Source organism: Streptomyces sp. NPDC032091 (assembly GCF_055580265.1).
Genome location: NZ_JBVILR010000001.1, coordinates 430,108 through 451,740, shown reverse-complemented (window position 1 = coordinate 451,740; position 21,633 = coordinate 430,108). Strand labels below are relative to the sequence as shown.

Below are 21,633 nucleotides of genomic sequence, written 5' to 3'. Positions count from 1 at the left end.
GCCGGGACGAGCCCGCGCGGAGGCGGGCGGAGCCATAACCCCGCCCGCCCCGTGCTGTGACGTTTCGCTACCGCGTCACCCGAAAATGTGACCCAGCGTGCGCGCCGCGCGCTCGGCGTCGGCGAATCCGACGTAGAGCGGGGTGAACCCGAAGCGCAGGACGTCGGGGGCGCGGAAGTCGCCCACGACGCCGCGGGAGATGAGCTCCGTCATCACCTCGCGGGCGCCCGCCGTGCGCAGGGAGACCTGGCTGCCGCGGCGGTCGTGCTCCTCCGGGGTGACCACCTCGACCAGGCCCGGCGGGACGTACGCCGCCACGCAGTCCAGGAAGAAGTCGGTCAGGGCGAGGGACTTGGCGCGGACCGCCTCGACGTCCACGCCCTCCCAGGCGTCGAGGGACGCTTCCAGGGCCAGCATGGACAGGATGTCCGGGGTCCCGACGCGCACCCGGGCGGCGCCCTGGGCGGGCGTGTACTCGGGGGTCATCGCGAAGGGCTCGGCGTGGCTGTTCCAGCCGGGGAGCGGGGAGTCGAAGGCACCCTGGTGGCGCCGGGCCACGTACAGGTACGCCGGGGAGCCGGGGCCGCCGTTGAGGTACTTGTACGTGCAGCCGACCGCGAGGTCGACGGCGTGCGCGTCCAGGCCGACGGGGAGGGCGCCGGCGCTGTGGCAGAGGTCCCAGACGATCAGCGCGCCCGCCGCGTGGGCGGCGGCGGTGAGGGCGGGCAGGTCGTGGAGCCGGCCGGTGCGGTAGTCGACGTGGTTGAGGAGGACCACCGCGGTGCCCTCGTCCATCGCGGCCGCGGCGTCCGAGGGGTCGACCGGGACGAGGTCCAGGCCGGTCATCCGGGCGGCGGAGGCGGCGATGTAGCCGTCGGTGGGGAAGGTGGTGGCGTCGACCAGCATCCGGGTGCGGCCGGGGGCGGCCAGGCGGGCCGCGCCGACGAGGGCCTTGAAGAGGTTGACGCTGGTGGAGTCGCCGACGGTGACCTGGCCGGGGGCGGCGCCGACGAGCGGGGCGATGCGGTCGCCGATCCGCTCGGGCGCGGTCCACCAGCCGCTCTCGTCCCAGGAGCGGATGAGCAGCTCGCCCCACTGGCGGTGCACCACGTCGGCCACCGCGCCGGGGACCCCGGCCGGCAGGGCGCCGAGGGAGTTGCCGTCGAGGTAGACGAGGCCGTCGGGGAGGGTGAAGCGCTCGCGCAGCTTGCCGAGGGGGTCCTCGGCGTCGAGGCGGGCGGCGCGGGCCCGGAGGTCCTGGGGATCCCGGAGGTCCGTGAGCATCGCGTCAGACATGGCTGCGGGCCGTCCAGAGCTCGGGGAAGACGTTCTTGGAGGCGCGCTTCTCCAGCCAGGTCACCCCGGCGGAGCCGCCCGTGCCGGTCTTGGCGCCCATCGCGCGGCGGGTGGCGACCAGGTGGTCGTTGCGCCAGCGCCAGACCAGCTCGGCCACGTCGGTGAGGACCTCGCCGAGGCGGTGCAGGTCGGCGTGGGTGCCGGTGGGGTCGGCGTAGAGCTCCGTCCAGACGGCCTCGACGGCGGCGGAGGGCTCGTACCGCTGGGAGAGGTCCCGGTCGAGGACCGACTGCGGGACGGGCAGGCCGCGGCGGGCGAGCAGGCGCAGGGTCTCGTCGTAGAGGCTCGGCTCGTGGAGGGCCTTCTCCAGCTCGGCGTGGACGCGCGGGGCGCCGCGGTGCGGGACCAGCATGGACGCGGACTTCTCGCCGAGGAGGAACTCCATCCGGCGGTACATCGCGGACTGGAAACCGGAACCCTCGCCGAGGGCGCCGCGGTAGGCGTTGAACTGCGCGGGGGTGAGCTGGGCCAGCGGCCGCCAGGAGTGGTTGAGCGCCTCCAGCTCCCTGAGGGATCGTTTCAGCGCGTCCATCGCGACCGGGACGGCGTCCTCGCGCAGGGCGCGCGCGGCGGTCTCCCACTCGTGGACGATGACGGTGAACCACAGCTCCATGACCTGGGTCGTGACCAGGAAGACCATCTCGCCGGGGTCGTCCGAGCGCAGGTGCTGGAGGTGGGTGAGGACGTCCGCCTGGACGTAGTCCTCGTACGGGGTGGTGCCGTCGAAGTCGAGGTTCGGGGTGTCCGAACCGGCTCCGGAGGCATCAAGGGCGTGCGACATCGCTGTCTCCTCGACACGTGCTTCCGGGTAGCGGTCCGCTCCTTCCGATTGGGATAAGTGGAGCCCCGGTCCCCTGCATCGCATCATAAACAGGAGATCCGGGGCACCTCTAGGGCACTCGGCCCGGGCGTTACGCGAGCGTGTCCGCCGCGGTCGGGGAGGAGTCGCGCAGGAAGGCCGAGCAGCGCTCGTACTCGTCCTTCTCGCCGATGGCGCCGGCGGCGCGGGCCAGGGCGTGCAGGGCGCGCAGGAAGCCGCGGTTCGGCTCGTGCTCCCACGGCACCGGGCCGTGGCCCTTCCAGCCGGCGCGGCGCAGCGCGTCCAGGCCGCGGTGGTAGCCGGTACGGGCGTACGCGTACGACTCGACGGTCCGGCCGGCGGCGAAGGCCTCGTCGGCGAGGGCGGCCCAGGCCAGGGAGGAGGTCGGGTGGGCGGCGGCCACCTCGGAGGGGGCGGTGCCGGCGGCGAGGGCCTCGCGGGGCGCGGGCTCGTCGGGCAGGTGGGTGGGGGCGGGGCCCCCGAGCAGGTTCTGGTGAATCGACATGGGATCAGTGTGTCCGACGCGTCCCGTCGACCGGACGGTCACACCCCGGCCCGGTCCGGTGCCGCCGGGTGGCGGGGGCCCGCGGGGACCGCCGCGGGGCGGGTCGCGGCGAGCTCGCGGCGCAGGACCGGGACGATGTGCTCGCCCAGGATGTCGATCTGCTCCAGCGCCGTCCGCAGCGGGACCCCGGCGTGGTCGACGGCGAAGAGCTGGCGCTGGTAGTGGCCGTAGGCCTCCCGGAAGCCGAGGATCTTCTCGATGGCCTCGGCCGGGCTGCCGACGGTCAGCGGGGTCCGGGCCGCGCACTCCTCCAGGGACCAGTGCCCCGCGTACGCCGGGGAGCGGTGGAAGTAGGGGCGGAACTCGCTCAGCGCGTCCTGCGACCGGGCCCGGACGAACAGCTGCCCGCCGGCGCCGACGATGGCCTGTTCGGGGGTGCCGTGGCCGTGCTCGGCGTACCGGGTGCGGTAGAGCTCGACCAGGCGGGCGTAGTGCTCCACCGGTGCGAGGAGGTTGTCGGCGAAGAAGCCGTCGCCGTAGAGGGCGGCCAGCTCGGCGGCCTGCGGGGAGCGCACCGAGGCGTGCCACACGAACGGCGGTACGCCGTCCAGCGGGCGGGGCGTGGAGGTGAAGCCGTCCAGCCGGGCCCGGGAGCGGCCCCGCCAGTCGACGTCGGTCTCGCGCCAGAGGCGGTGCAGCAGGGCGTAGTTCTCGCGGGCCAGGGCGAGGGTCTCGCGGAGGTCCTGGCCGAACCAGGGGTAGACGTCGGGGGTGTCGCCCCGGCCGGTGATCAGGTCGAGCCGGCCGCCCGCCAGGTGCTGGAGCAGCGCGTACTCCTCGGCGACGCGCACCGGGTCGTTGGTGGTGACCAGGGTGGTGGCGGTGGACAGGACCAGCCGCCGGGTCCGGGCGGCCACGTACGCGAGCAGGGTGGCCGGGGAGGAGCAGACGTAGGGCGGGTTGTGGTGCTCGCCGGTGGCGAAGACGTCGAGGCCGGCCTCCTCCGCGCGGACGGCGAGGGCGGTCATGGCCCGGATGCGTTCGTGCTCGGTCGGCATCCGGCCGGTGCGGGGGTCGGGGGCCAGCTCGCCGACCGAGAAGATGCCGAACTGCACGCCGCTGCTCCCGCCTTCGTACGCCTCCCGTGCCGACGCCGCGGGTCAAGACCGTGCCCGATCTGCGGTGGTCCGGCCAGGTCCGGGCCGACAGTCCGTCAAGTCGCCCGGGTGGTGGGGACCCCACCACCTCCGCGCCGAGCGCGGTGACCGGCACACCTCCCCCCACAGGGGTTCCTCGACGGACGGTAGAGGGGCAGTGGACGCACGCCGAGGGGGGCATGTCGTGGAAGCGGTCATGAGCAGCAGCACCATCAGCATCACGGGGACGGGGGCATCCGCGGGGGCGGGTACGGGGGCACCGGCGGGGGGCGGGACCGGGACGGGGCGGCCGGATCCGGCCCGGGAGGCGGCCGACGACCTGTGCGCCGCCGTCCTCTCCCCGCTGCGCCGCAAGGACCAGCGGGAGAAGGGCCGCCAGTACGTGCAGGGCCTGCTCGCCCTGCCCGGCCGCAAGTCGATGCGCGGGATCGCGGGCCAGGTCGGCGGCGGGGCGGCCGAGCAGAGCATGCACCACTTCATCTCGGGCTCCACCTGGGACTGGCAGCCGATCCGCGCCAACCTCTCCCGCTTCCTGGAGGCGGCCAGTCCGCTGACGGCGTGGGTGGCGCAGCCGATGGCCATCCCGAAGGGCGGGGAGCACTCGGTGGGCGTGGCGAACCGTTTCGACCCGCACCAGGGGCAGATGTTCCGGGGGCAGCAGGCGTTCGGGATCTGGTTCGCCTCGGCCGCGCTGGCCACGCCGGTGGGCTGGGAGATGTTCCTGCCGGAGGCGGAGGAGGCCGCGGGCGCGTCCGCGGCGGCGGGCGCGGGGGCGGGACCGGCGGGGTTCGCCGACGAGCACGCCGCGCGGGCCGCGTACGAGGAGGCCGCCGCGGCCGCGGTGATCTCCACGATCCGGCGCGGCGGGAGCCCGGTGCGGCCGGTGGTGCTCGACATCCGCGGGATCGGCACACGCTCCACGATGAACCGCTTCGCCGAGGCGGGCCTGCCCGTCATCGCCCGGATCGGCCCGTCCACCCCGCTGCTCGTCACCGATCCGGCGCTGCCGGGGCACGGCGCGGGGGCGCGCTGCGCGCGGGACGTGCTGCAGTCGGTGAAGGGGCTGAGCACCCCGGTGGAGTGGACCGAACCGGATCCGGCGGCGGGCGGCACCCGGCACCGCAGCACCCTCGCGGTCGCGGTGCGGGTGATGATGCCCGACCCCGCGCCGGCCCGCCGCCGCCACCTGCTGCTGGTCGGCGAGTGGACGGACCCGCGCCGCGCGCCGTCGCAGCTGTGGGTGACGGACCTGGTGCGGCTGCCGGTGGGCCCGCTGCTGCGGCTGACGAAGCAGGGCCGGCGGGTGGCGTTCGCCGCCGAGCACAGCGGGCAGGAGGCCGGGCTGCGCGACTTCGCGGGGCGGGCGCTGCCGGGCTGGCACCGGCACGTGACGCTGGCCTCGGTGGCGCACGCCGCCCGGGCGCTGACGGCGACGCGGGGCTACGGGGCCTCGTACGGGGCGGCGTAGGGGGGAGCGGCCGACCGGTCGGCGGCGGTGCGGCGGTCGTGCAGGACGGTACGGGTCCTGCGCAGCCGCAGCGCCATCTGGATCTCCAGCGCCCGGGCGGGCTTCTGCCAGTCGGGGCCGAGGAGTTCGGCGATGCGCTCCAGGCGCCGGGAGACGGTGTTGGGGTGGACGTGCAGGGCCTCGGCGGCGTGGGTGGGGCTGGCGCCGGAGGCGAAGTACGCCTCCAGGGTGCGGGTCAGTTCGGTCGGCCGGTCGGTGTCGTACTCCAGGACGGGGCCGATGGTGCCCTCGATGTACGCCTCCACGTCGTGGTCGGCGGACAGGAGCAGGCCGACGAAGCCCAGTTCGCGCAGGGAGGCGGTGCCGCCGACCCCGCCGAGGGCGGTCAGCGCGTCGAGGCAGCGCACCGCTTCGGCGTAGACGCGGGCCACCTCGCCGGGGCCGCCGGCGGGTCCGGCGGCGCCGGTGGACACGGCGTGGCCCAGCAGCGGGGACAGCTCGCCGGAGGCCCGGTGGGCGGCGGCGGAGGCGTCGGTGCCGGGCAGGACGAGGACGAGGCAGCCCCGGCGGACGCCCTTGAGGCCGCCCATCCGGTAGGCGTACGAGGTGGCCCAGGCGACGGCCTTGCCGAGCTCGCCGCCCTCGGGCCGGGCGACGACCACCACGTGCGGGCGGTCGAGGTCGATGCCGAGCCGGCGGGTGCGCTCCAGCAGGTGCAGGTCGACGGAGTGCGGCCGGTCGAGGAGGTCGGCGAGGAGTTCGTCGTGGACGGGTCCCTCGGCCGCGGCGGTGCCCCGCTGGATGAGCATCAGGCAGGCCACGGACTGGGCGGCCAGCTGGAGCAGCCGTACGTCCTCGTCGGCGAGCGGGGCGGAGGCGCTCAGCAGCAGCACCCCCAGGTCCTCGGCGCCGGCGAGGACGGGGGCCAGCCACAGGTCGCCGGGCAGGCGGACGGGGCGCCGGTCGGTGAGCGCCTGGAGGGCCCCCTTGGTGACGGCCTCCTCGTCCAAGCCGGGCAGTTCCCCGGTGGCGGTCAGCGGGCGCCCGCCCGGGTCGCGCACCTGGAGGACGCCGTCCAGCGCGTCGGCGGTGGCCCGGGCGAGGGTGGGCAGGCCGGCGCCGTCCAGGACGAGCCCGGCGAGGCGGGCGTGACACTCCCACAGGTAGCGGACGCGGGTGAGGGCGGTGTTGGTGCGCGAGCCGAAGGCCTCCAGCTCGGTGACCTGGTCGCGGGTCTGCTCCAGCAGCCGGGCCTTCTCGATGGCGACGGCGGCCAGGTCGGCGAGGGAGAGCATGATGCCGATCTCGTCGGGGCTGAACTGCCGTACCGCGCGGTCCGAGCCGTAGAGGGCGCCGAGCGTGGAGTCCCCGCGGCGCAGCGGTACGGCGATGATCGCGTGGAGGCCCTCCGCCTCGACGACGGCGTCGATGCCGGGGGCGTGCGCGATGGTGGGGTCGGTGAGGTAGTCGGGGGTCCACACCGGGGAGCGGCGGGCCTGGGCGATGCTGCCGAGGCCGCGGCCGGTGCCGAGTTCCAGGCCGACGTTCAGGGCGGTGGTCTCGCCCTCGGAGGTGCGGACGTAGGCCGAGCCGTCGGGGCGGCTCAGGGACAGCCAGGCCATGTCGAAGCCGAGGAGGCGCCGGGCGCGCCGGGTGATCAGGCGGAGCAGGCCGTCGATGTCGTACGGGGAGGTGAGGTCGTGCGCGGTGTCGACGAGGGCGGTGAGGGCGGCTTCGCGCTGCCGGCTGCGGCTCGCGCGGGCCTGGACGGACCGGGCCAGTTCCAGGGCGCGGGTGAGCCCGTCGAGGGTGGCGTCGTCGGCTCCGGCCGCCCGCGCTTCGGTGAGCAGCGCCTGGTAGCGGCCCGGCGGGGCGTCCTCCGCGAGCAGTTCCAGTACGGCCAGTGCGCCCGCGTCGTCCCCGCGCATTCTGCCGACCCCCTCCGACCAGCTGTTTTTCCCCGCGTCCCGTCCCGAACCTAGGTTCCGGGCGGCGAAGGGTCAAGCAGGGGTCAAGGGTGGGACGTTCAGCGGCGTACGGCGCCCGCCAGGCTCAGTCCGGGGGCCGGGAGGGCGGCGCGCAGGGCGGTGACGCGGGTTTCGGCCCGGCGCAGGGCCGCCAGGTAGGCGCCGTCGGGGCGCTGGCCGCCGGCGCCGCGCAGGCCCGCGAGTTCCAGGAGCAGTTCGCGGTGGCGGCCGAGGGCGAGTTCGGCCTCGACCCACTGGCCGAGGACGGAGAGCCGGTCGGCGTCGAGGGAGGCGGTGCGGCCGCGGAGCCAGGTGCCGGCGTCGATGCCGTCCAGGGCGGGGCCGGTCCACAGGTCGAGGGCGCGGCGCAGTCGCGCGGAGGCCTGCGCGAAGTCCCCGCGGCCCATGGCCCGGTAGCCGGCTCCGGCCTCGCGTTCGAACTCGCGGACGTCGCAGCGGCCGCCGCCGGTGTCGAGGAGGTATCCGCCGGGCCGGGTGGAGAGAACGGTCTCGGGGGTACGGACCGAGCCGGCGCCGAGCGCCTCGGCGAACCGCTCGCGCAGCCGGCGTACGGCGGTGTGCAGGGCGGCGCGGGCGTGTTCGGGCGGGGTGTGGCGGGCGAGTTCGTCGGCGAGCACGCAGACCGGGACGAGGCGGTCGGGACAGGCCGCGAGGGCCGCCAGGACATGCCGGGACTCCGGTGTGGAGGGGGTGATGGGCACACCGTTCTCGATGACCCGTGGTGCGCCGAGTACCTCAATGTCCACCGTGTTCTCCCTGGGCAGGCGAGGAAAAAAATAATACCCGGAAGGATCTTTTTGGGAAGGGGGAGGAACGCGCGGCGGACGTGACGTGTCAGACGGCCGGACCGCCGGGCTCGTCCTCCTCGCACCCGCCGTCGGCCGGAAGCACCCCGTCCGCGCAGCCGACCCGGCACGGGTGGACCCCCTGCGGCCCGTACAGGGCCCGCGCCCCGCGCCCGGGGGCGCTGTCCAGCCGGATGGCCACGGCGGGGACCACCACGTTCGGCATCACGTGCGTGTAGAGCTCGGCGACCTGGGCGTCCAGGTCGAGCCCGAGGGTGTGGGACATGGTGTTCAGCCCCGCGTACGCGCCGACGATCAGCCGGGCGGGGACGAGCGGGTCCACGCCCGGCAGCAGTTCCCCGCGCTCCCTGGCCTCGGACAGCACGCCCACGCACAGGTCGATCCAGGTCTCGTACGGGGTCACCCGGTCGAGGTGGGTGCCGGTCTGGTCCAGGGTCAGCCGGGCGCTCGCCCGGATCAGCACCTCGTGGCGCATCTGGTGCGAGAACACCATGCCGATGTCGATGAACTCCTGCGCCTTGTACTGCTGCGGCAGGGCCTGCGGCTGCCCCTGGTTCTGGGCGTCTATGACGGACTGCGCCAGGCCTTCCTTCGACTCGAAGTGGAAGTAGAGGGCGCCCTTGGTGACCTTCGCGATGTTGACGATGTCCGAGAGCTTGGCCGCGTCGTAGCCGCACTGCTCGAACACCACGGCGGCCGCGTCCAGGATGGCGCGGCGGGTGCGCACCGCCCGGTCCTGCTTCACCTGGGGTCGCTCGGTCCTCATATGTGGCGTCGCCTCTCCTGGCCCGCCGGCTTTACATTCCCACGGGTACGTTTTTCGCTCAGGGGTAGATTCCACACCATCGCCCGGCGGACGTCCACCGGCGTATGTCACCTCCCGCGCACGAAAAAGGGGTCCACCCTTCCGCTTCCGGACGGGCGGACCCCTCTCCGGGGCCCGGGGCGCTGGGGAGCGCCGGGGGACTACTTCAGCTTGGTGCCGGTGGAGCGCAGGTCGCCGCAGGCCTGGAGGACGCGCTTGGCCATGCTCGCCTCGGCCAGCTTGCCCCAGGTGCGCGGGTCGTAGGTGGACTTCTTGCCGACCTCGCCGTCGACCTTCAGGACGCCGTCGTAGTTGCGGAACATGTGGTCCGCGACCGGGCGGGTGAAGGCGTACTGGGTGTCGGTGTCGAGGTTCATCTTCACGACGCCGTTCTCCAGCGCGGTGGCGATCTCCTGCTCGGTGGAGCCGGAGCCGCCGTGGAAGACGAAGTCGAACGGGTTGCTCTTGCCGTACTTCTCGCCGACGCCCTGCTGGAGGTCCTTGAGCAGCTCGGGGCGCAGGACGACGTTGCCCGGCTTGTAGACGCCGTGCACGTTGCCGAAGGAGGCGGCCAGCAGGTAGCGGCCCTTCTCGCCCAGACCGAGGGCCTCGGCGGTGCGGATGGCGTCGTCGACGGTGGTGTACAGCTCGTCGTTGATCTCGTGGCTGACGCCGTCCTCCTCGCCGCCGGTCGGGGTGATCTCGACCTCAAGGATGATCTTCGCGGCGGCGGCCTTGGCCAGCAGCTCCTGGCCGATGGCCAGGTTGTCGGCCAGGGTCTCGGCGGAGCCGTCCCACATGTGCGACTGGAAGAGCGGGTTCAGGCCCTTGGCCACGCGCTCGGCGGAGATGTCGAGCAGCGGGCGGACGTAGCCGTCCAGCTTGTCCTTGGGGCAGTGGTCGGTGTGCAGCGCGACCGTGATGTCGTACTTGGCGGCGACGACGTGCGCGAACTCGGCCAGGGCGACCGCGCCGGTGACCATGTCCTTGTTGTACTGGCCGCCCAGGAACTCGGCACCGCCGGTGGAGATCTGGATGATGCCGTCGCTCTCGGCCTCCGCGAAGCCGCGCAGCGCAGCGTGCAGGGTCTGGGTCGAGGTCACGTTGATGGCCGGGTAGGCGAACTTGCCTGCCTTCGCCCGGTCGAGCATCTCGTTGTAGACCTCGGGGGTTGCGATGGGCATCTGTCCGCTCCTTGGATGTGCGGGGAGTGTGCTTATTGCGGGCCCTGACCTGGGGGCGACGTCAGACGTCGCGCCTATCTTTCCAGACTCGGCGGAACACTCCACCCCGCATGACGGGGGTCGTACGACGAGAAGGGCCGGGTGTTTCACGTGAAACACCCGGCCCTTCCGAAAAGGCGCAGGTCAGGAGTGGAGCGGGGGCTTCCGGGGACCTTCGTCACCTGGTGCGCCGCGCCCTCCCGGGAGGGCGTCACCACCCCTTCGCGACCACGATCCGAGACGATCGGGCCGCCGGAGGGCGGGTCAGGCCAGACCCAGGTCCCCGAGCTGGTAGCCGGTGAGGTACGGCAGACCGGCGCCGGCGATGGCCTCGGCCGCACCGCGGTCCACGATGGTGGCGACGGCGACGACCTCACCGCCGGCCTCGCGGACGGCCTCGACGGCCGTCAGCGGGGAGCCGCCCGTGGTGGAGGTGTCCTCGACGACCAGGCAGCGCTTGCCCTTGACGTCGGTGCCCTCGATCCGGCGCTGCATGCCGTGCGCCTTCTGCGCCTTGCGGACGACGAAGGCGTCCAGACGCTCCCCGCGCGCCGCGGAGGCGTGCAGCATGGAGGTCGCGACCGGGTCGGCGCCCAGGGTCAGGCCGCCGACGCAGTCGAAGTCGAGGTCGGCGGTCAGGTCGAGCATGACCTGGCCGACCAGCGGGGCGGCCTCGCCGTCGAGGGTGATGCGGCGGAGGTCGATGTAGTAGTCGGCCTCCTTGCCGGAGGAGAGGGTCACCTTGCCGTGCACGACGGCCTTGTCCTTGATCTGCTGCAGAAGCGCATCGCGTACGTCAGTCATGACGTCGAGCTTAGTTGGGCCCTAGGGGGTGTCCGCAAAGTAGCGTCGTCCGCCCGCAGGGCGGGCCCCGCGGCGTCCGGTGCGTGCTCTCGGTGCGCCGGGCGCGAGACCTCGTACTGGACGTACTCGGTCTTGCGCCCGGTGCGGCGAGAGTGCGTGCCGGGCGTCGCGGGGCAGGCGGGACTTTGCGGACACCCCCTAGTGCGGCGAGCGCAGGCGGCGCCAGGTCCAGGTCGTGGAGACCTCCAGCGGGTCGACCGGGGTGACCAGGCGCGGAAGGGTGTTCAGGCCGTTCGGCGGGCCGGACTGCGGCTCCACGCAGACGGCCTCGGGCTGCTCGTCGTACACGACCACCCATTCGGCCGGGCTCGTGACCTTCAGCTCCAGCTCCCCGGGCCAGGTCAGGGTGACGTCTACCCCGTAGGGCATGCCGAAGCAGTCGTCCCACGGGCCGGGCCCGGGGGTGGTCCGGCGGCCGGTGGGGAGGTGGTCCTCGCCGCGCTCCTCCTGCCAGGCGGGGTCGAAGGCGATCTGCGCCTCGGCGCCGCCGGCCGACAGGGTGCGGTTGAACCACGGGTGCCAGCCGGCCTGGGCCGGGAAGGAGTCCTGGTACGTCTCCACGCCCAGGGTGATCTTCAGGGCGTCGCCGCTCAGCTCGAAGGTCTGCGTCACCCGCCCGGCGTACGGCCAGGGGTCGGCCAGGTCGAAGTAGAAGGAAGCCGCGGTGCCGGTCACCCCGGCGCTCCGCCAGGGCAGGTCGCGGCCGAGGCCGTGGATGGCGTGCGGGGGGTGGTTGACGGGCAGCTGGTGGACGGCGGCCCCGTCGCGGAACCGCCCCTCCGCGGTGCGGCCGCACCAGGGGACCATCGGGAAGGACCCGTAGTGCGGGCCCTGACGCAGCAGCTCCGTGCCGTCGACGCGCAGGCTGCCGATGCGGCAGCCGTTCTCCTGGTCGATGGTGATGTCGGCGCCGCCGGCGCTCAGTTGCGTACTCATACGGCCGACCCTACGGCGACCGGGCCCGGCAGCCGCTCACCACCGGCCGGGCCGCGGTCAGCGGCGGCGGCGCAGGGCCCGTCCGACGACCACCGCCGAGGCCAGGGCCAGGGCCGCGGCCGGGGCGATCCAGCGCATGGCGGTGTTGCCGCCGCCGGCCGAGGGGGCCGGCACGGGGGCGTAACGGCCGCGCGGAGGCGCGTGGTCGACCTCCTCGGCGCTGCGGCCGATCATCGTGCGGCGGGCGTGAGCGGCCTCGGCCGGGGGGTTGGGGGGCGCGGTGGGGTCGGCCGGGTCGGCGGCGTCCCCGAGCCCGCCGCTCTCCGGCAGACCGCCGAGTTCCGGGAGCCCGGTGAAGTCGGGCAGCTCGGGGAAGTCGTGGTCCAGGAAGGGGTCGAGGGACGGCGGGGGCACCTCGGTGTCCGCCTGCTCCCCGGCCTGCGACGGCTCCCCGGTGTCCGGCTGCCGCCCGGTGTCCCCCGGCTGCACCGGGCCGGCCGCTTCGGCCAGGTTGGCGCAGAGCCGGTCGAGCAGGCGCCGCACCGCGGCGGCCAGGGCCTCGTGGTCGAAGCCGGCGGTCCGCCCCTCGGCGGTGGCCTCCCCGGTGAACTCCAGCCGGGTCCCGCCGTCGTGGGGGATCAGCCGCACCAGGGCCGAGAGCTTCACGCTGCCGTGCCCGCGCACCTCGGCGCCCTCGCACTCCGCGGCGAAGTGCTCCGGGTCCCGCTCGGTCAGCGCCAGGGTCCCCCGGTAGGTGACGCTGCTGGAGCCGACCCGCAGCCTGAGCCGCCCGGCCACCGCGCCGGCGGCGGTCCCGGCGGCCGTGCCGGTGTCGGCGTCCTGCTGGAGACCGGGCACGCAGCGGGCCACCCGGACGGGGTCGCGCAGCACGGCGCGCAGCTCGTCTGCCGGTACCGGAACGAACACCTGATGCTCCATGCGGTCGAGCCTACCGACGCGCGCCGTCCCTGCACACGGAGGCGACGCCCCCGTGCGTCAGGAGTAGCGCGGGTGCGGGAGCGTGGAGGGCGGCAGGCCGGACAGCCGGACGCGGGCCGCGTCCCGGGCGGCGTCCTGCAGGCCCCGGGTGGACACCGCGCGCAGGGCGGGCGTGTCGCGATCGACCCGCAGCTCGGGGACCCGGTCGCGGGAGGCGAGGACGAAGCCCCAGTCCTGCGGCGGGGCGTCGGCGGCCCCCAGGGTGCGGTCGGGCCCGGCGGCGAAGCCGGAGAGGCGGCCGCCCGCGCTGTAGGGGGTGGTGAGCAGGCCCGCGGCGCGCAGGGTGGACTCGACGGTCCAGTACGTACGGGGCCTGGTGCCGAGCGGTCCCGCGTGGACCGCGATGCGCCCGCCCGGGTTCAGAGCCCGCGCGGCCAGCCCGTAGAACTCCTGCGAGTACAGCTTGGTGCTCGGGGTGATGCCGGGGTCGGGCAGGTCGGAGAGGATCACGTCGAACCGGTCGCGGGCGGCGGGCCCGCGCAGCCAGCGGAAGGCGTCCTGGGAGACCACGCCCAGGCGGGGGTCCTCGTACGCGCGGCCGTTGAGGGCGGAGAGCATCGGGTCGGTGCGGGCGAGCTCGACCACCCCGGGGTCGAGCTCGACGACGGTGACGGAGGCGACGTCGGGGTAGCGCAGCACCTCGCGGGCGGCGAGCCCGTCGCCGCCGCCGAGGACCAGGACGCGGGCGTGCGGGCCGGTCATCGCGGGGTGGACCAGGGCCTCGTGGTAGCGGTACTCGTCGTAGCCGCTGACCCGCAGCCGCCCGTCGAGGTACAGGTCGAGGGAGCGCGGGGAGCCGGTGGAGGGGCCGGTCAGGACCAGTTCCTGGACGCCGGTCTGCACCGCGACCCGCACCTCGGCGCCGTAGACGGCGGTGCGGGCGACGCGCTCGAAGTCGTCGGCGAGCAGGGTCGCGCAGGCGAGCACGGCGAGCACGGCGGCGTTGACGACGAGGAGCAGCCAGCGGCAGCGCCGGCTGAGGTCGCGGTGGAACAGCCACAGCACGAGCCCGCCGCCGACGACGGCGTTGACGGTGCCGGTGAGCATCGCGCCGGTGAGCTGGCCGAGGACGGGCAGCAGCAGGAAGGGGAAGGCGAGCCCGCCGACGAGGGCGCCCACGTAGTCGGCGGCGAACAGGTCGGCGACGGCCCCGCCGGCGTCCTGTCTGCGGATGCGCTGGATGAGGACCATCAGCAGCGGGATCTCGGCGCCGATGAGTACACCGATGGCGAAGGAGAACGCGACGAGCGCGGGCCGCGACTCGCCCAGCCAGGCGAAGCTCGCGTAGAGGGCCATGGCGGAGAAGCCGCCGAGCAGGGCCAGCGCGGCCTCGATGGCGGCGAAGCCGAAGGCGGGCCGGGCGCGCAGCCGTTTGGCCAGGAGCGAACCGACGCCCATGGCGAAGACCATGACGGACAGCACGACGGACGCCTGGGTGACGGAGTCGCCGATGAGGTAGGAGCCGAGGGCGAGCAGCTCCAGTTCGTACACGAGCCCGCAGGCGGCGCAGACGAACACCGTGGCCAGGACGAGGAGTCGGCCGGTCCGGGGCTGTACGGGCAGGGCGGCCGGGACGGTCTGCACGCCCCGCGGCTCCGCCGCCGGGAGCACCCCGCGGGGGGCGGAACGGTCGATCATGCAGCGAACCGTACGTCACCACCCACGGACACCCTGTCACCCACATGGGTGCAAGTGCGGTGCCGATCCCGCCAGTTGGCGTAACGTGCACCCACCCGGGCCGCGCCCGGCGGAACTAGACCGGGGCCCCCATCCGGACCCCCACCCGGGTGCGGGTGGCCACCAGCTGGCCCTCCTGCGGGTACGCGTGCCAGGTCCGCCAGCGCACCTGCCCCTCGTACCGCTGCGCGAGCATCGCGGTGAAGGCGTGCGGGTCGCCCGGGAAAGTGCCCGCTAGCCCGTTCGGGTGGTCCGCGACCAGCGCCAGCAACTCCTGGGCCCGGCCCGCGAACGACCCCCGCGAGAGGGTCTCGACGCGCGCGGCGAACTCGTACTCCCAGTCCCCCACCCGCTTCGCCACGCCCAGCGGCAGCGGCGTGCGGCTGCCGGGCATGCAGGCGACCGTCTCCGAACAGAGCACCTCGCCCTCCTCCAGGAGCACCTGGTGGGAGGCCCCGAGCAGGCGCAACTCCACCTTCGCGTCCTCCAGCTGGAGGTTCAGTACGGCCAGGGCGGGCAGCCGCTCCCGTCCCAGGGCCCAGGCGAGATCGGCGGCACGCGTGTCGGTGTAGGTGGTCTGGAGGGTCGTGAGCATGAGTCGGCTCCGCAAACGCGCGAGGGAGAGGGGCCGGGGCCCGCCAGCGGCAAACGAACGGGTGGGGGGACACCGGCACTGGTCCACAGGGAGTCCAGGGAGGTCCTCCGAGGACTGGTCTACTCAACCGAGGGAATCATGAAAGGCACGGCACTCACAGCGCTTTTACCCAACTTGACGGGGTTTACATCCCCTCGGGGGCTACCCGGTTCACGTGTTCAACGACAGGCCGTCCGTACGCCTTCGTACGCACCCGAACAAGAAGACGCCCGAAGGAAGTTGTCCCCGCCGGGCGCCCTGTCCACGCGGCCGCGCGCGCCGCGTCCCGTCCCAGTGTCAGCTGCCCCCGCACCCGCCGCCACCGCAGGAGGAACCGCAGGACGAGCCGCAGGAAGACGAGGAACCGCACGAGGAAGAGGACCCGCAGGAGGAGGAAGAGCCCCCGCCGCCCGCCCACCAGCTGCCGCCGGAGCTCCCCCCGCCGCCGAACCCGCCCCCGCCGGAGATCTTCTTCGCGACCCAGACGACCACCGCGGCGATCGCCCCGACGACCAGTACGACGACGACCATGTCACCGCCCCCTTCCGACACCCCGGTCCCCCGGGGAACGGGACCCCCGTGTCCCGCGTGGAGGGGGGATGCCCGTCGGCCGGACCCGCCAAAGCACACTTGAGCAACTCCAGAGGTTCCCCGCAGGATGGCGCCCATGAGCGCACCCGTGAACAGTGACCGCCCCTTCCTCAACCGCCGCCTGGCGGCCTTCGGCACCACGATCTTCGCGGAGATGTCGGCCCTGGCCTCCCGCACCGGGTCGATCAACCTGGGTCAGGGCTTCCCCGACACCGACGGCCCCGCCGAGATCGCCGAGGCGGCCGTCCGGGCGATCCGCGACGGACGCGGCAACCAGTACCCGCCCGGTCCGGGCGTCCCCGAGCTGCGCACGGCCGTCGCCGCGCACCAGCAGCGCTTCTACGGCCTCGGCTACGACCCCGACACGGAGGTGCTGGTCACCGCGGGCGCCACCGAGGCCATCGCCGCCGCCCTCCTCGCCCTCCTGGAACCGGGCGACGAGGTCATCGCCCTGGAACCCTTCTACGACTCCTACGCCGCCTGCATCGCGATGGCCGGCGCCGTCCGCGTCCCCCTCACCCTGCGCGCCCCGGACTTCCGCCCCGACCTCGACGCCCTGCGCGACGCGGTCACCCCGCGCACCCGCCTGCTGCTGCTCAACACCCCGCACAACCCCACCGGCACCGTCCTCACCCCCGAGGAGCTCGCCGCCGTCGCCGAACTTGCCGTCGAACGCGACCTGCTCGTCGTCACCGACGAGGTCTACGAACACCTCGTCTTCGAGGGCGGCCACACCCCGCTGGCCTCCCTGCCCGGGATGCGCGAGCGCACCGTCACCATCTCCTCCGCCGGCAAGACGTTCTCCTTCACCGGCTGGAAGGTCGGCTGGATCACCGCCCCGCCCGCACTGGTCTCGGCCGTCCGCTCGGCGAAGCAGTTCCTCACCTACGTCTCGTCGGGCCCCTTCCAGTACGCCGTCGCCGAGGCCCTCGCCCTCCCCGACACCTACTACGCGACCCTCCGCGCCGACCTCGCCGCCAAGCGCGACCTGCTCACCGAGGGCCTCACCGCCGCCGGACTGCGGGTCTTCCGCCCGCAGGGCACCTACTTCATCACCACCGACATCTCGCCCCTGGGCGAGAAGGACGGCCTGGCCTTCTGCCGCGCCCTGCCCGAGCGCTGCGGGGTCGTCGCCATCCCGAACCAGGTCTTCTACGACGACCGGGAGGCCGGCGCCACCCAGGTCCGCTGGGCCTTCTGCAAGAAGACGGAGGTCCTGCGCGAAGCGGTGGACCGGCTGCGGGCGCTCTAGGCGCCGGCGTGGACGTGTCGACGAGACGGACCCCGGGCGCCCCCGCGCCGGCCGCGCCAAGGCCGGAGACCGCCGCGCCGGGCGGGTCGGCCGGGCGGGCGCTCGCGGTGTTCGCCGTCCTGCGCGGGGCCGGTGCGCTGGTCGTCGCCGTCGGGGCCTGGTGGGCCGGGCGGGACCCCGTGAAGGTGCTCGGCGGCTCCTGGGACTCCTTCTGGTACCTGTCCATCGCCGCCAACGGCTACGGCCGCACCCAGATGTGGCCCGCCTCCGACTCCATCCAGAGCGACGCCGCCTTCTTCCCGCTGTACCCGCTGCTGACGCACCTCCTCGGCGGGGGGCCCGTCGCCGGGCTCGCCGTGGCCTGGACCGCCGCCGGCGCGGCCGCCGTCGGGGTGTACCGGGTCGGGGAGCGGCTGCTCGGGGCGCGGGCCGGGGTGCTGCTCGTCGCGCTGTGGGCCTCGCTGCCGCACGCGGTGGTGCTGACCCTCGGCTACACCGAGCCGCTGCTGTGCGCGCTGGCCGCCTGGGCCCTGTACGCGCTGCTGCGCGAGCGCTGGATGTGGGCGGCCTCCCTCGCGGTGCTGGCCGGGCTGACCCGGCCGACCGGGATCGCCGTGGCCGCCGCCGTGACCCTGCCGGCCCTGCGGGAGCTGCTGCGGGGCAACCGGGCGCCCGCGGTGTGGGCGGCCGGGCTGCTGGCGCCCGCGGGCTGGGCGGCGTACGTGGGGGCTGTCGGGGCGCGTCGGCACGAGGCGCTCGGCTACTTCACCGTCCAGCGGCAGTGGGGCTCGCGCTTCGACTTCGGCGCGGGCACGGTCGGCGTCGTGGACCGGGTGCTGACCGGCGGGAACGTCACCCTGCCGGTGGCCGTGGCGGTGGCCGGGCTGGCCGTGGCGGGCCTGCTCGCGGTGCTCCTGCTGCTGGACCGGGCGCCGCTGCCGCTGCTCGTCTACACCGGCACCCTGCTGGTGATCACCGTCGGCGGGGCGGGGTTCTTCGAGTCCAAGCCCCGCTTCCTGCTGCCGGCGTTCCCGCTGCTGCTGCCGCTGGCCGCCGCGACGGCGAGAGCCCGGCCGCGCACGGCGGTCGCGGTGACCGCCGGCCTGGCCGGGCTCTCGTACGGCTACGGGGCGTACCTCCTGCTCATGGCGAAGGTGCCCCTCTAGCGGGCCGGGGCGGGGACGGCTAGGCGTCGTCCCCGCCGTCGGAGTCGGCGTCGCCCTCCGCGGAGTCGACCTCCTTCTCCAGGCCGAGCTGCTCGATGAGCCACTTGTCGAACTCGATCGACGCGCGGACCCAGCTGACCGTGGAGGACACGAAGTGCTCCAGGCTGACGCCGGTGCCGATCAGCATCTGCGCCTCGCCGATCAGCCGGACGGAGCCGTCGTCGTGCGTGTGGCTGTAGACCTTGGGCCACAGGGTGCGGCGGTTCCAGTCGTCGATCGACTCCAGCAGCTGCGGCTTGTCGTCGATCGCGTGGGGGCGGTCGTAGAAGGTCCGGACGGAGAAGACCTGCTGCTCGCCCTCACCGCGGAACATGAAGTAGGTGCGGAAGTCCTCCCACGGCGCCGCGAGGTCGCCCTCGTCGTCGACGACGTACTTGAGCTCCATCTGCTCCAGGAGCTGCTTGACCAGATCCTGGTCGGGGACGACGGGGCCCGCCGGTCCTGTCGCCTGCGGTTCGGGCTGACCCCCGAAGTTCGGAATCGAGGCCGGGTCGATGCTCACCGTGTACTTCCCTTCGTGCGGATACAGCCATCCTCCACCATCGCGCCCACCCCCTGTCCACCCCCGCACGCCCGATCCGCTCCGGGCGGACACGGGCGCGCGGGGGTCCGCACGGACACGGGGCCTACAGGGCCCGCCCCACCAGCAGGTCCTCGCCGGCGACGTCGACCCGGACGGTGTCGCCGTCGCGGACCTCGCCGGAGAGGATCTCCTTGGCCAGGCGGTCTCCGACGGCCGTCTGGATCAGGCGGCGCAGCGGGCGGGCGCCGTACGCGGGGTCGTTGCCCTTGTCGGCCAGCCAGGCCAGGGCCTCGGGCGTGACGTCCAGGGCCAGCCGGCGGTCGGCGAGGCGCTTCGCCAGGCGGGAGATCTGCAGCTCGGCGATGTGCGCCAGTTCGTCGCGGGTGAGGGCCGAGAAGACGACGAGGTCGTCGAGGCGGTTGAGGAACTCCGGCTTGAAGCTCGCCCGGACCACCTCCAGGACCCGGTCCTTCTTGTCCTCGGGCGAGGTGGCCGGGTCCACCAGGAACTGGCTGCCCAGGTTGCTGGTCAGGATCAGGATGGTGTTGCGGAAGTCGACGGTGCGGCCCTGGCCGTCGGTGAGGCGGCCGTCGTCGAGGACCTGGAGCAGGATGTCGAAGACCTCGGGGTGGGCCTTCTCGACCTCGTCCAGCAGCACCACGCTGTACGGGCGGCGCCGGACGGCCTCGGTGAGCTGGCCGCCCTCCTCGTAGCCGACGTAGCCGGGCGGGGCGCCGACGAGGCGGGCCACGCTGTGCTTCTCGGAGTACTCGGACATGTCGATGCGGACCATGGCCCGCTCGTCGTCGAAGAGGAAGTCCGCGAGGGCCTTGGCCAGCTCGGTCTTGCCGACGCCCGTGGGCCCCAGGAAGAGGAACGAGCCGGTCGGCCGGTCCGGGTCGGCGATGCCGGCGCGGGTGCGGCGCACGGCATCGGCGACGGCCCGTACGGCCTCGGTCTGGCCGATCAGGCGGCGGCCCAGCTCCTCCTCCATGCGCAGGAGCTTCTGGGTCTCGCCCTCCAGGAGGCGGCCGGCCGGGATGCCGGTCCAGGCGCCGACCACGTCGGCGATGTCGTCCGGGCCGACCTCGTCCTTGACCATGGCGTCCTTGGCGGGCCCGGCCTGGGCCTCCTCCTCGGTGGCCTCGGCGAGCTCGCGCTCCAGCGCGGGGATCTCCCCGTAGAGCAGCTTGGAGGCGGAGTCGAAGTCCCCGTCGCGCTGGGCGCGCTCGGCCTGGCCGCGCAGGTCGTCCAGGCGCTCCTTGAGCTCGCCGACACGGTTGAGGGACTGCTTCTCCTTCTCCCAGCGGGCGGTGAGGCCGCGCAGCTCCTCCTCCTTGTCGGCGAGGTCCTTGCGCAGCTTCTCCAGGCGCTCGATCGAGGCCGGGTCGGACTCGTTCTTCAGCGCCAGCTCCTCCATGCGCAGCCGGTCGACGGAGCGCTGGAGCTCGTCGATCTCCAGCGGAGAGGAGTCGATCTCCATGCGCAGCCGGGAGGCGGCCTCGTCGACGAGGTCGATGGCCTTGTCGGGGAGGAAGCGGGAGGTGATGTAGCGGTCGGAGAGGGTGGCGGCGGCGACGAGGGCGCTGTCGTTGATGACGACCTTGTGGTGGGCCTCGTAGCGGCCCTTGAGGCCGCGCAGGATCGCGATGGTGTCCTCGACGGTGGGCTCGGCGACCAGCACCTGCTGGAAGCGGCGCTCCAGCGCCGGGTCCTTCTCGATGCGCTCGCGGTACTCGTCGAGGGTGGTGGCGCCGACCATGCGCAGCTCGCCGCGGGCCAGCATGGGCTTGAGCATGTTGCCGGCGTCCATGGCGGAGTCCCCGCCGGCGCCGGCGCCGACGACGGTGTGCAGCTCGTCGATGAAGGTGATGATCTGGCCGTCGCTCGACTTGATCTCGGCGAGGACGGTCTTGAGGCGCTCCTCGAACTCGCCCCGGTACTTGGCACCGGCGACCATGGCGCCGAGGTCGAGGGAGACGAGCCGCTTGTTCTTCAGGGACTCGGGGACGTCGCCCTTGACGATGCGCTGGGCGAGGCCCTCGACGACGGCGGTCTTGCCGACGCCGGGCTCGCCGATGAGCACCGGGTTGTTCTTGGTGCGGCGCGACAGGACCTGGACGACGCGCCGGATCTCGTGGTCGCGGCCGATGACGGGGTCGAGCTTGCCCTCGCGGGCGGCTGCCGTGAAGTCGGTGCCGAACTTCTCCAGGGCCTTGTACTGGCCCTCGGGGTCGGGGGTGGTCACCCGCCGTCCTCCTCGTGCGTTCTCGAAGGCGGCCAGCAGCTTCTTCGCGGTCGCGCCCTGGGCGGAAAGGACCTCACCGGCCGCGCCGCCCTTGGCGGCGACGGCGATGAGGAGGTGTTCGGTGGAGAGGTAGTCGTCGCCGAGCGCCTTCGCCTGCGCGTCGGCGTCGGCGAGCACGGCGAGCAGGTCGCGGCTGGGCTGCGGGGGCGCGACCGTGGAGCCGGTGACGCTGGGCAGGGCGGCGAGCAGCCGCTCCGCGCCGGAGCGGACGGCGGCCTGGTCGGCCTCGGTCGCGGCGAGCAGGTCGGTGATGTTCTCGTTGTCCTCGCCGGCGAGCAGGGCCAGCAGCAGGTGCGCGGGGGTCAGGTCGGCGTGGCCGTCCTTGACGGCCCTGCTCGTGGCCGCGTTCAGCGCGTCACGGCTCTTGTTGGTCAGCTCGGCGTCCACTCTCGGGTTCTCCTCTCCGGCGGGGCGACTCTTGCGTCCACAACTCTGACTGGTTCAGCGTCCGCAAAGTTGAGTCTATTCCACTCAAGGCAGGATCCGGGCCGGACA

General features: G+C 73.9%; 19 protein-coding genes. 3 read left to right on the top strand and 16 right to left on the bottom strand.

Annotated features, from left to right (window positions below):
- Window positions 1-75: 75 nt before the first annotated feature.
- The 4 genes from kynU to ACZ5NJ_RS02085 form a co-directional block, all read right to left on the bottom strand.
- The gene (gene kynU, locus ACZ5NJ_RS02100; protein ID WP_468761694.1) at window positions 76-1,296 is read right to left on the bottom strand and encodes a kynureninase; all 1,221 of its coding nucleotides are present in this window, start codon (window positions 1,294-1,296) and stop codon (window positions 76-78) included.
- A complete protein-coding gene (locus tag ACZ5NJ_RS02095; RefSeq protein WP_468761691.1) occupies window positions 1,289-2,137 on the bottom strand; it encodes a tryptophan 2,3-dioxygenase family protein in 849 nt (282 codons plus the stop codon). Before ACZ5NJ_RS02095 ends, kynU begins: the two co-directional genes overlap by 8 nt.
- 130 nt (window positions 2,138-2,267) lie before the next feature.
- Window positions 2,268-2,681 carry a DUF3151 domain-containing protein gene (locus tag ACZ5NJ_RS02090; protein ID WP_468761689.1) on the bottom strand — a complete coding sequence of 138 codons (414 nt, stop codon included), beginning with the start codon at window positions 2,679-2,681 and terminating at the stop codon, window positions 2,268-2,270.
- Between the two features lie 38 nt (window positions 2,682-2,719).
- Window positions 2,720-3,796, bottom strand: a complete 1,077-nt coding sequence (locus ACZ5NJ_RS02085) for a CE1758 family FMN-dependent luciferase-like monooxygenase (RefSeq protein ID WP_468761687.1) — start codon at window positions 3,794-3,796, stop codon at window positions 2,720-2,722.
- A 238-nt stretch (window positions 3,797-4,034) separates the two neighbouring features.
- Here ACZ5NJ_RS02085 and ACZ5NJ_RS02080 point away from each other — a divergent pair, with 238 nt between their 5' ends.
- Window positions 4,035-5,306, top strand: coding sequence for an IS701 family transposase (locus tag ACZ5NJ_RS02080; protein WP_468761685.1), 1,272 nt, complete (start codon window positions 4,035-4,037; stop codon window positions 5,304-5,306).
- On the opposite strand, the gene ACZ5NJ_RS02075 is transcribed toward ACZ5NJ_RS02080, so the two are convergent.
- From ACZ5NJ_RS02075 to ACZ5NJ_RS02030, 10 genes are all read right to left on the bottom strand, one after another.
- Complete coding sequence (locus ACZ5NJ_RS02075; RefSeq protein WP_468761683.1) at window positions 5,279-7,234, bottom strand: helix-turn-helix domain-containing protein; 1,956 nt, start codon at window positions 7,232-7,234, stop codon at window positions 5,279-5,281. The genes ACZ5NJ_RS02080 and ACZ5NJ_RS02075 overlap by 28 nt on opposite strands.
- A gap of 98 nt (window positions 7,235-7,332) precedes the next feature.
- A complete protein-coding gene (locus tag ACZ5NJ_RS02070) occupies window positions 7,333-8,040 on the bottom strand; it encodes an AfsR/SARP family transcriptional regulator (RefSeq protein ID WP_468761681.1) in 708 nt (235 codons plus the stop codon).
- A gap of 88 nt (window positions 8,041-8,128) precedes the next feature.
- Window positions 8,129-8,866 (bottom strand): ScbR family autoregulator-binding transcription factor, encoded by a 738-nt coding sequence (locus ACZ5NJ_RS02065; protein ID WP_468761679.1) that lies wholly within the window; start codon window positions 8,864-8,866, stop codon window positions 8,129-8,131.
- Window positions 8,867-9,066: 200 nt separating this feature from the next.
- Complete coding sequence (fbaA, locus tag ACZ5NJ_RS02060; RefSeq protein ID WP_468761677.1) at window positions 9,067-10,089, bottom strand: class II fructose-bisphosphate aldolase; 1,023 nt, start codon at window positions 10,087-10,089, stop codon at window positions 9,067-9,069.
- A gap of 303 nt (window positions 10,090-10,392) precedes the next feature.
- Window positions 10,393-10,932: an orotate phosphoribosyltransferase gene (pyrE, locus tag ACZ5NJ_RS02055; protein ID WP_395512476.1), complete on the bottom strand. Its 540-nt coding sequence runs from the start codon at window positions 10,930-10,932 to the stop codon at window positions 10,393-10,395.
- A gap of 198 nt (window positions 10,933-11,130) precedes the next feature.
- Entirely contained in the window at window positions 11,131-11,928 is a 798-nt protein-coding gene (locus ACZ5NJ_RS02050; RefSeq protein WP_468761674.1) for an aldose epimerase family protein, read from the bottom strand.
- A 57-nt stretch (window positions 11,929-11,985) separates the two neighbouring features.
- A complete protein-coding gene (locus tag ACZ5NJ_RS02045) occupies window positions 11,986-12,867 on the bottom strand; it encodes an SRPBCC family protein (RefSeq protein ID WP_468761672.1) in 882 nt (293 codons plus the stop codon).
- A gap of 57 nt (window positions 12,868-12,924) precedes the next feature.
- On the bottom strand, window positions 12,925-14,565 hold the full coding sequence (locus ACZ5NJ_RS02040) for a polyamine aminopropyltransferase (RefSeq protein ID WP_468761670.1): 1,641 nt from the start codon (window positions 14,563-14,565) through the stop codon (window positions 12,925-12,927).
- A 115-nt stretch (window positions 14,566-14,680) separates the two neighbouring features.
- Window positions 14,681-15,199, bottom strand: a complete 519-nt coding sequence (locus ACZ5NJ_RS02035) for a DUF2617 family protein (protein ID WP_468761668.1) — start codon at window positions 15,197-15,199, stop codon at window positions 14,681-14,683.
- Between the two features lie 336 nt (window positions 15,200-15,535).
- Window positions 15,536-15,769, bottom strand: a complete 234-nt coding sequence (locus ACZ5NJ_RS02030) for a hypothetical protein (RefSeq protein WP_468761666.1) — start codon at window positions 15,767-15,769, stop codon at window positions 15,536-15,538.
- Between the two features lie 127 nt (window positions 15,770-15,896).
- Between ACZ5NJ_RS02030 and ACZ5NJ_RS02025 the strand changes: the two genes are divergently transcribed.
- Both ACZ5NJ_RS02025 and ACZ5NJ_RS02020 read left to right on the top strand, forming a co-directional pair.
- Window positions 15,897-17,081, top strand: coding sequence for a pyridoxal phosphate-dependent aminotransferase (locus tag ACZ5NJ_RS02025; protein ID WP_468761664.1), 1,185 nt, complete (start codon window positions 15,897-15,899; stop codon window positions 17,079-17,081).
- Between the two features lie 14 nt (window positions 17,082-17,095).
- Window positions 17,096-18,247 (top strand): hypothetical protein, encoded by a 1,152-nt coding sequence (locus ACZ5NJ_RS02020; RefSeq protein ID WP_468761662.1) that lies wholly within the window; start codon window positions 17,096-17,098, stop codon window positions 18,245-18,247.
- A gap of 19 nt (window positions 18,248-18,266) precedes the next feature.
- Here ACZ5NJ_RS02020 and ACZ5NJ_RS02015 read toward each other — a convergent pair whose 3' ends face one another.
- Window positions 18,267-18,809: a type III secretion system chaperone family protein gene (locus ACZ5NJ_RS02015; RefSeq protein ID WP_395512469.1), complete on the bottom strand. Its 543-nt coding sequence runs from the start codon at window positions 18,807-18,809 to the stop codon at window positions 18,267-18,269.
- Window positions 18,810-18,933: 124 nt separating this feature from the next.
- Entirely contained in the window at window positions 18,934-21,525 is a 2,592-nt protein-coding gene (gene clpB / locus ACZ5NJ_RS02010; protein ID WP_468761660.1) for an ATP-dependent chaperone ClpB, read from the bottom strand.
- Between the last annotated feature and the right edge of the window lie 108 nt (window positions 21,526-21,633).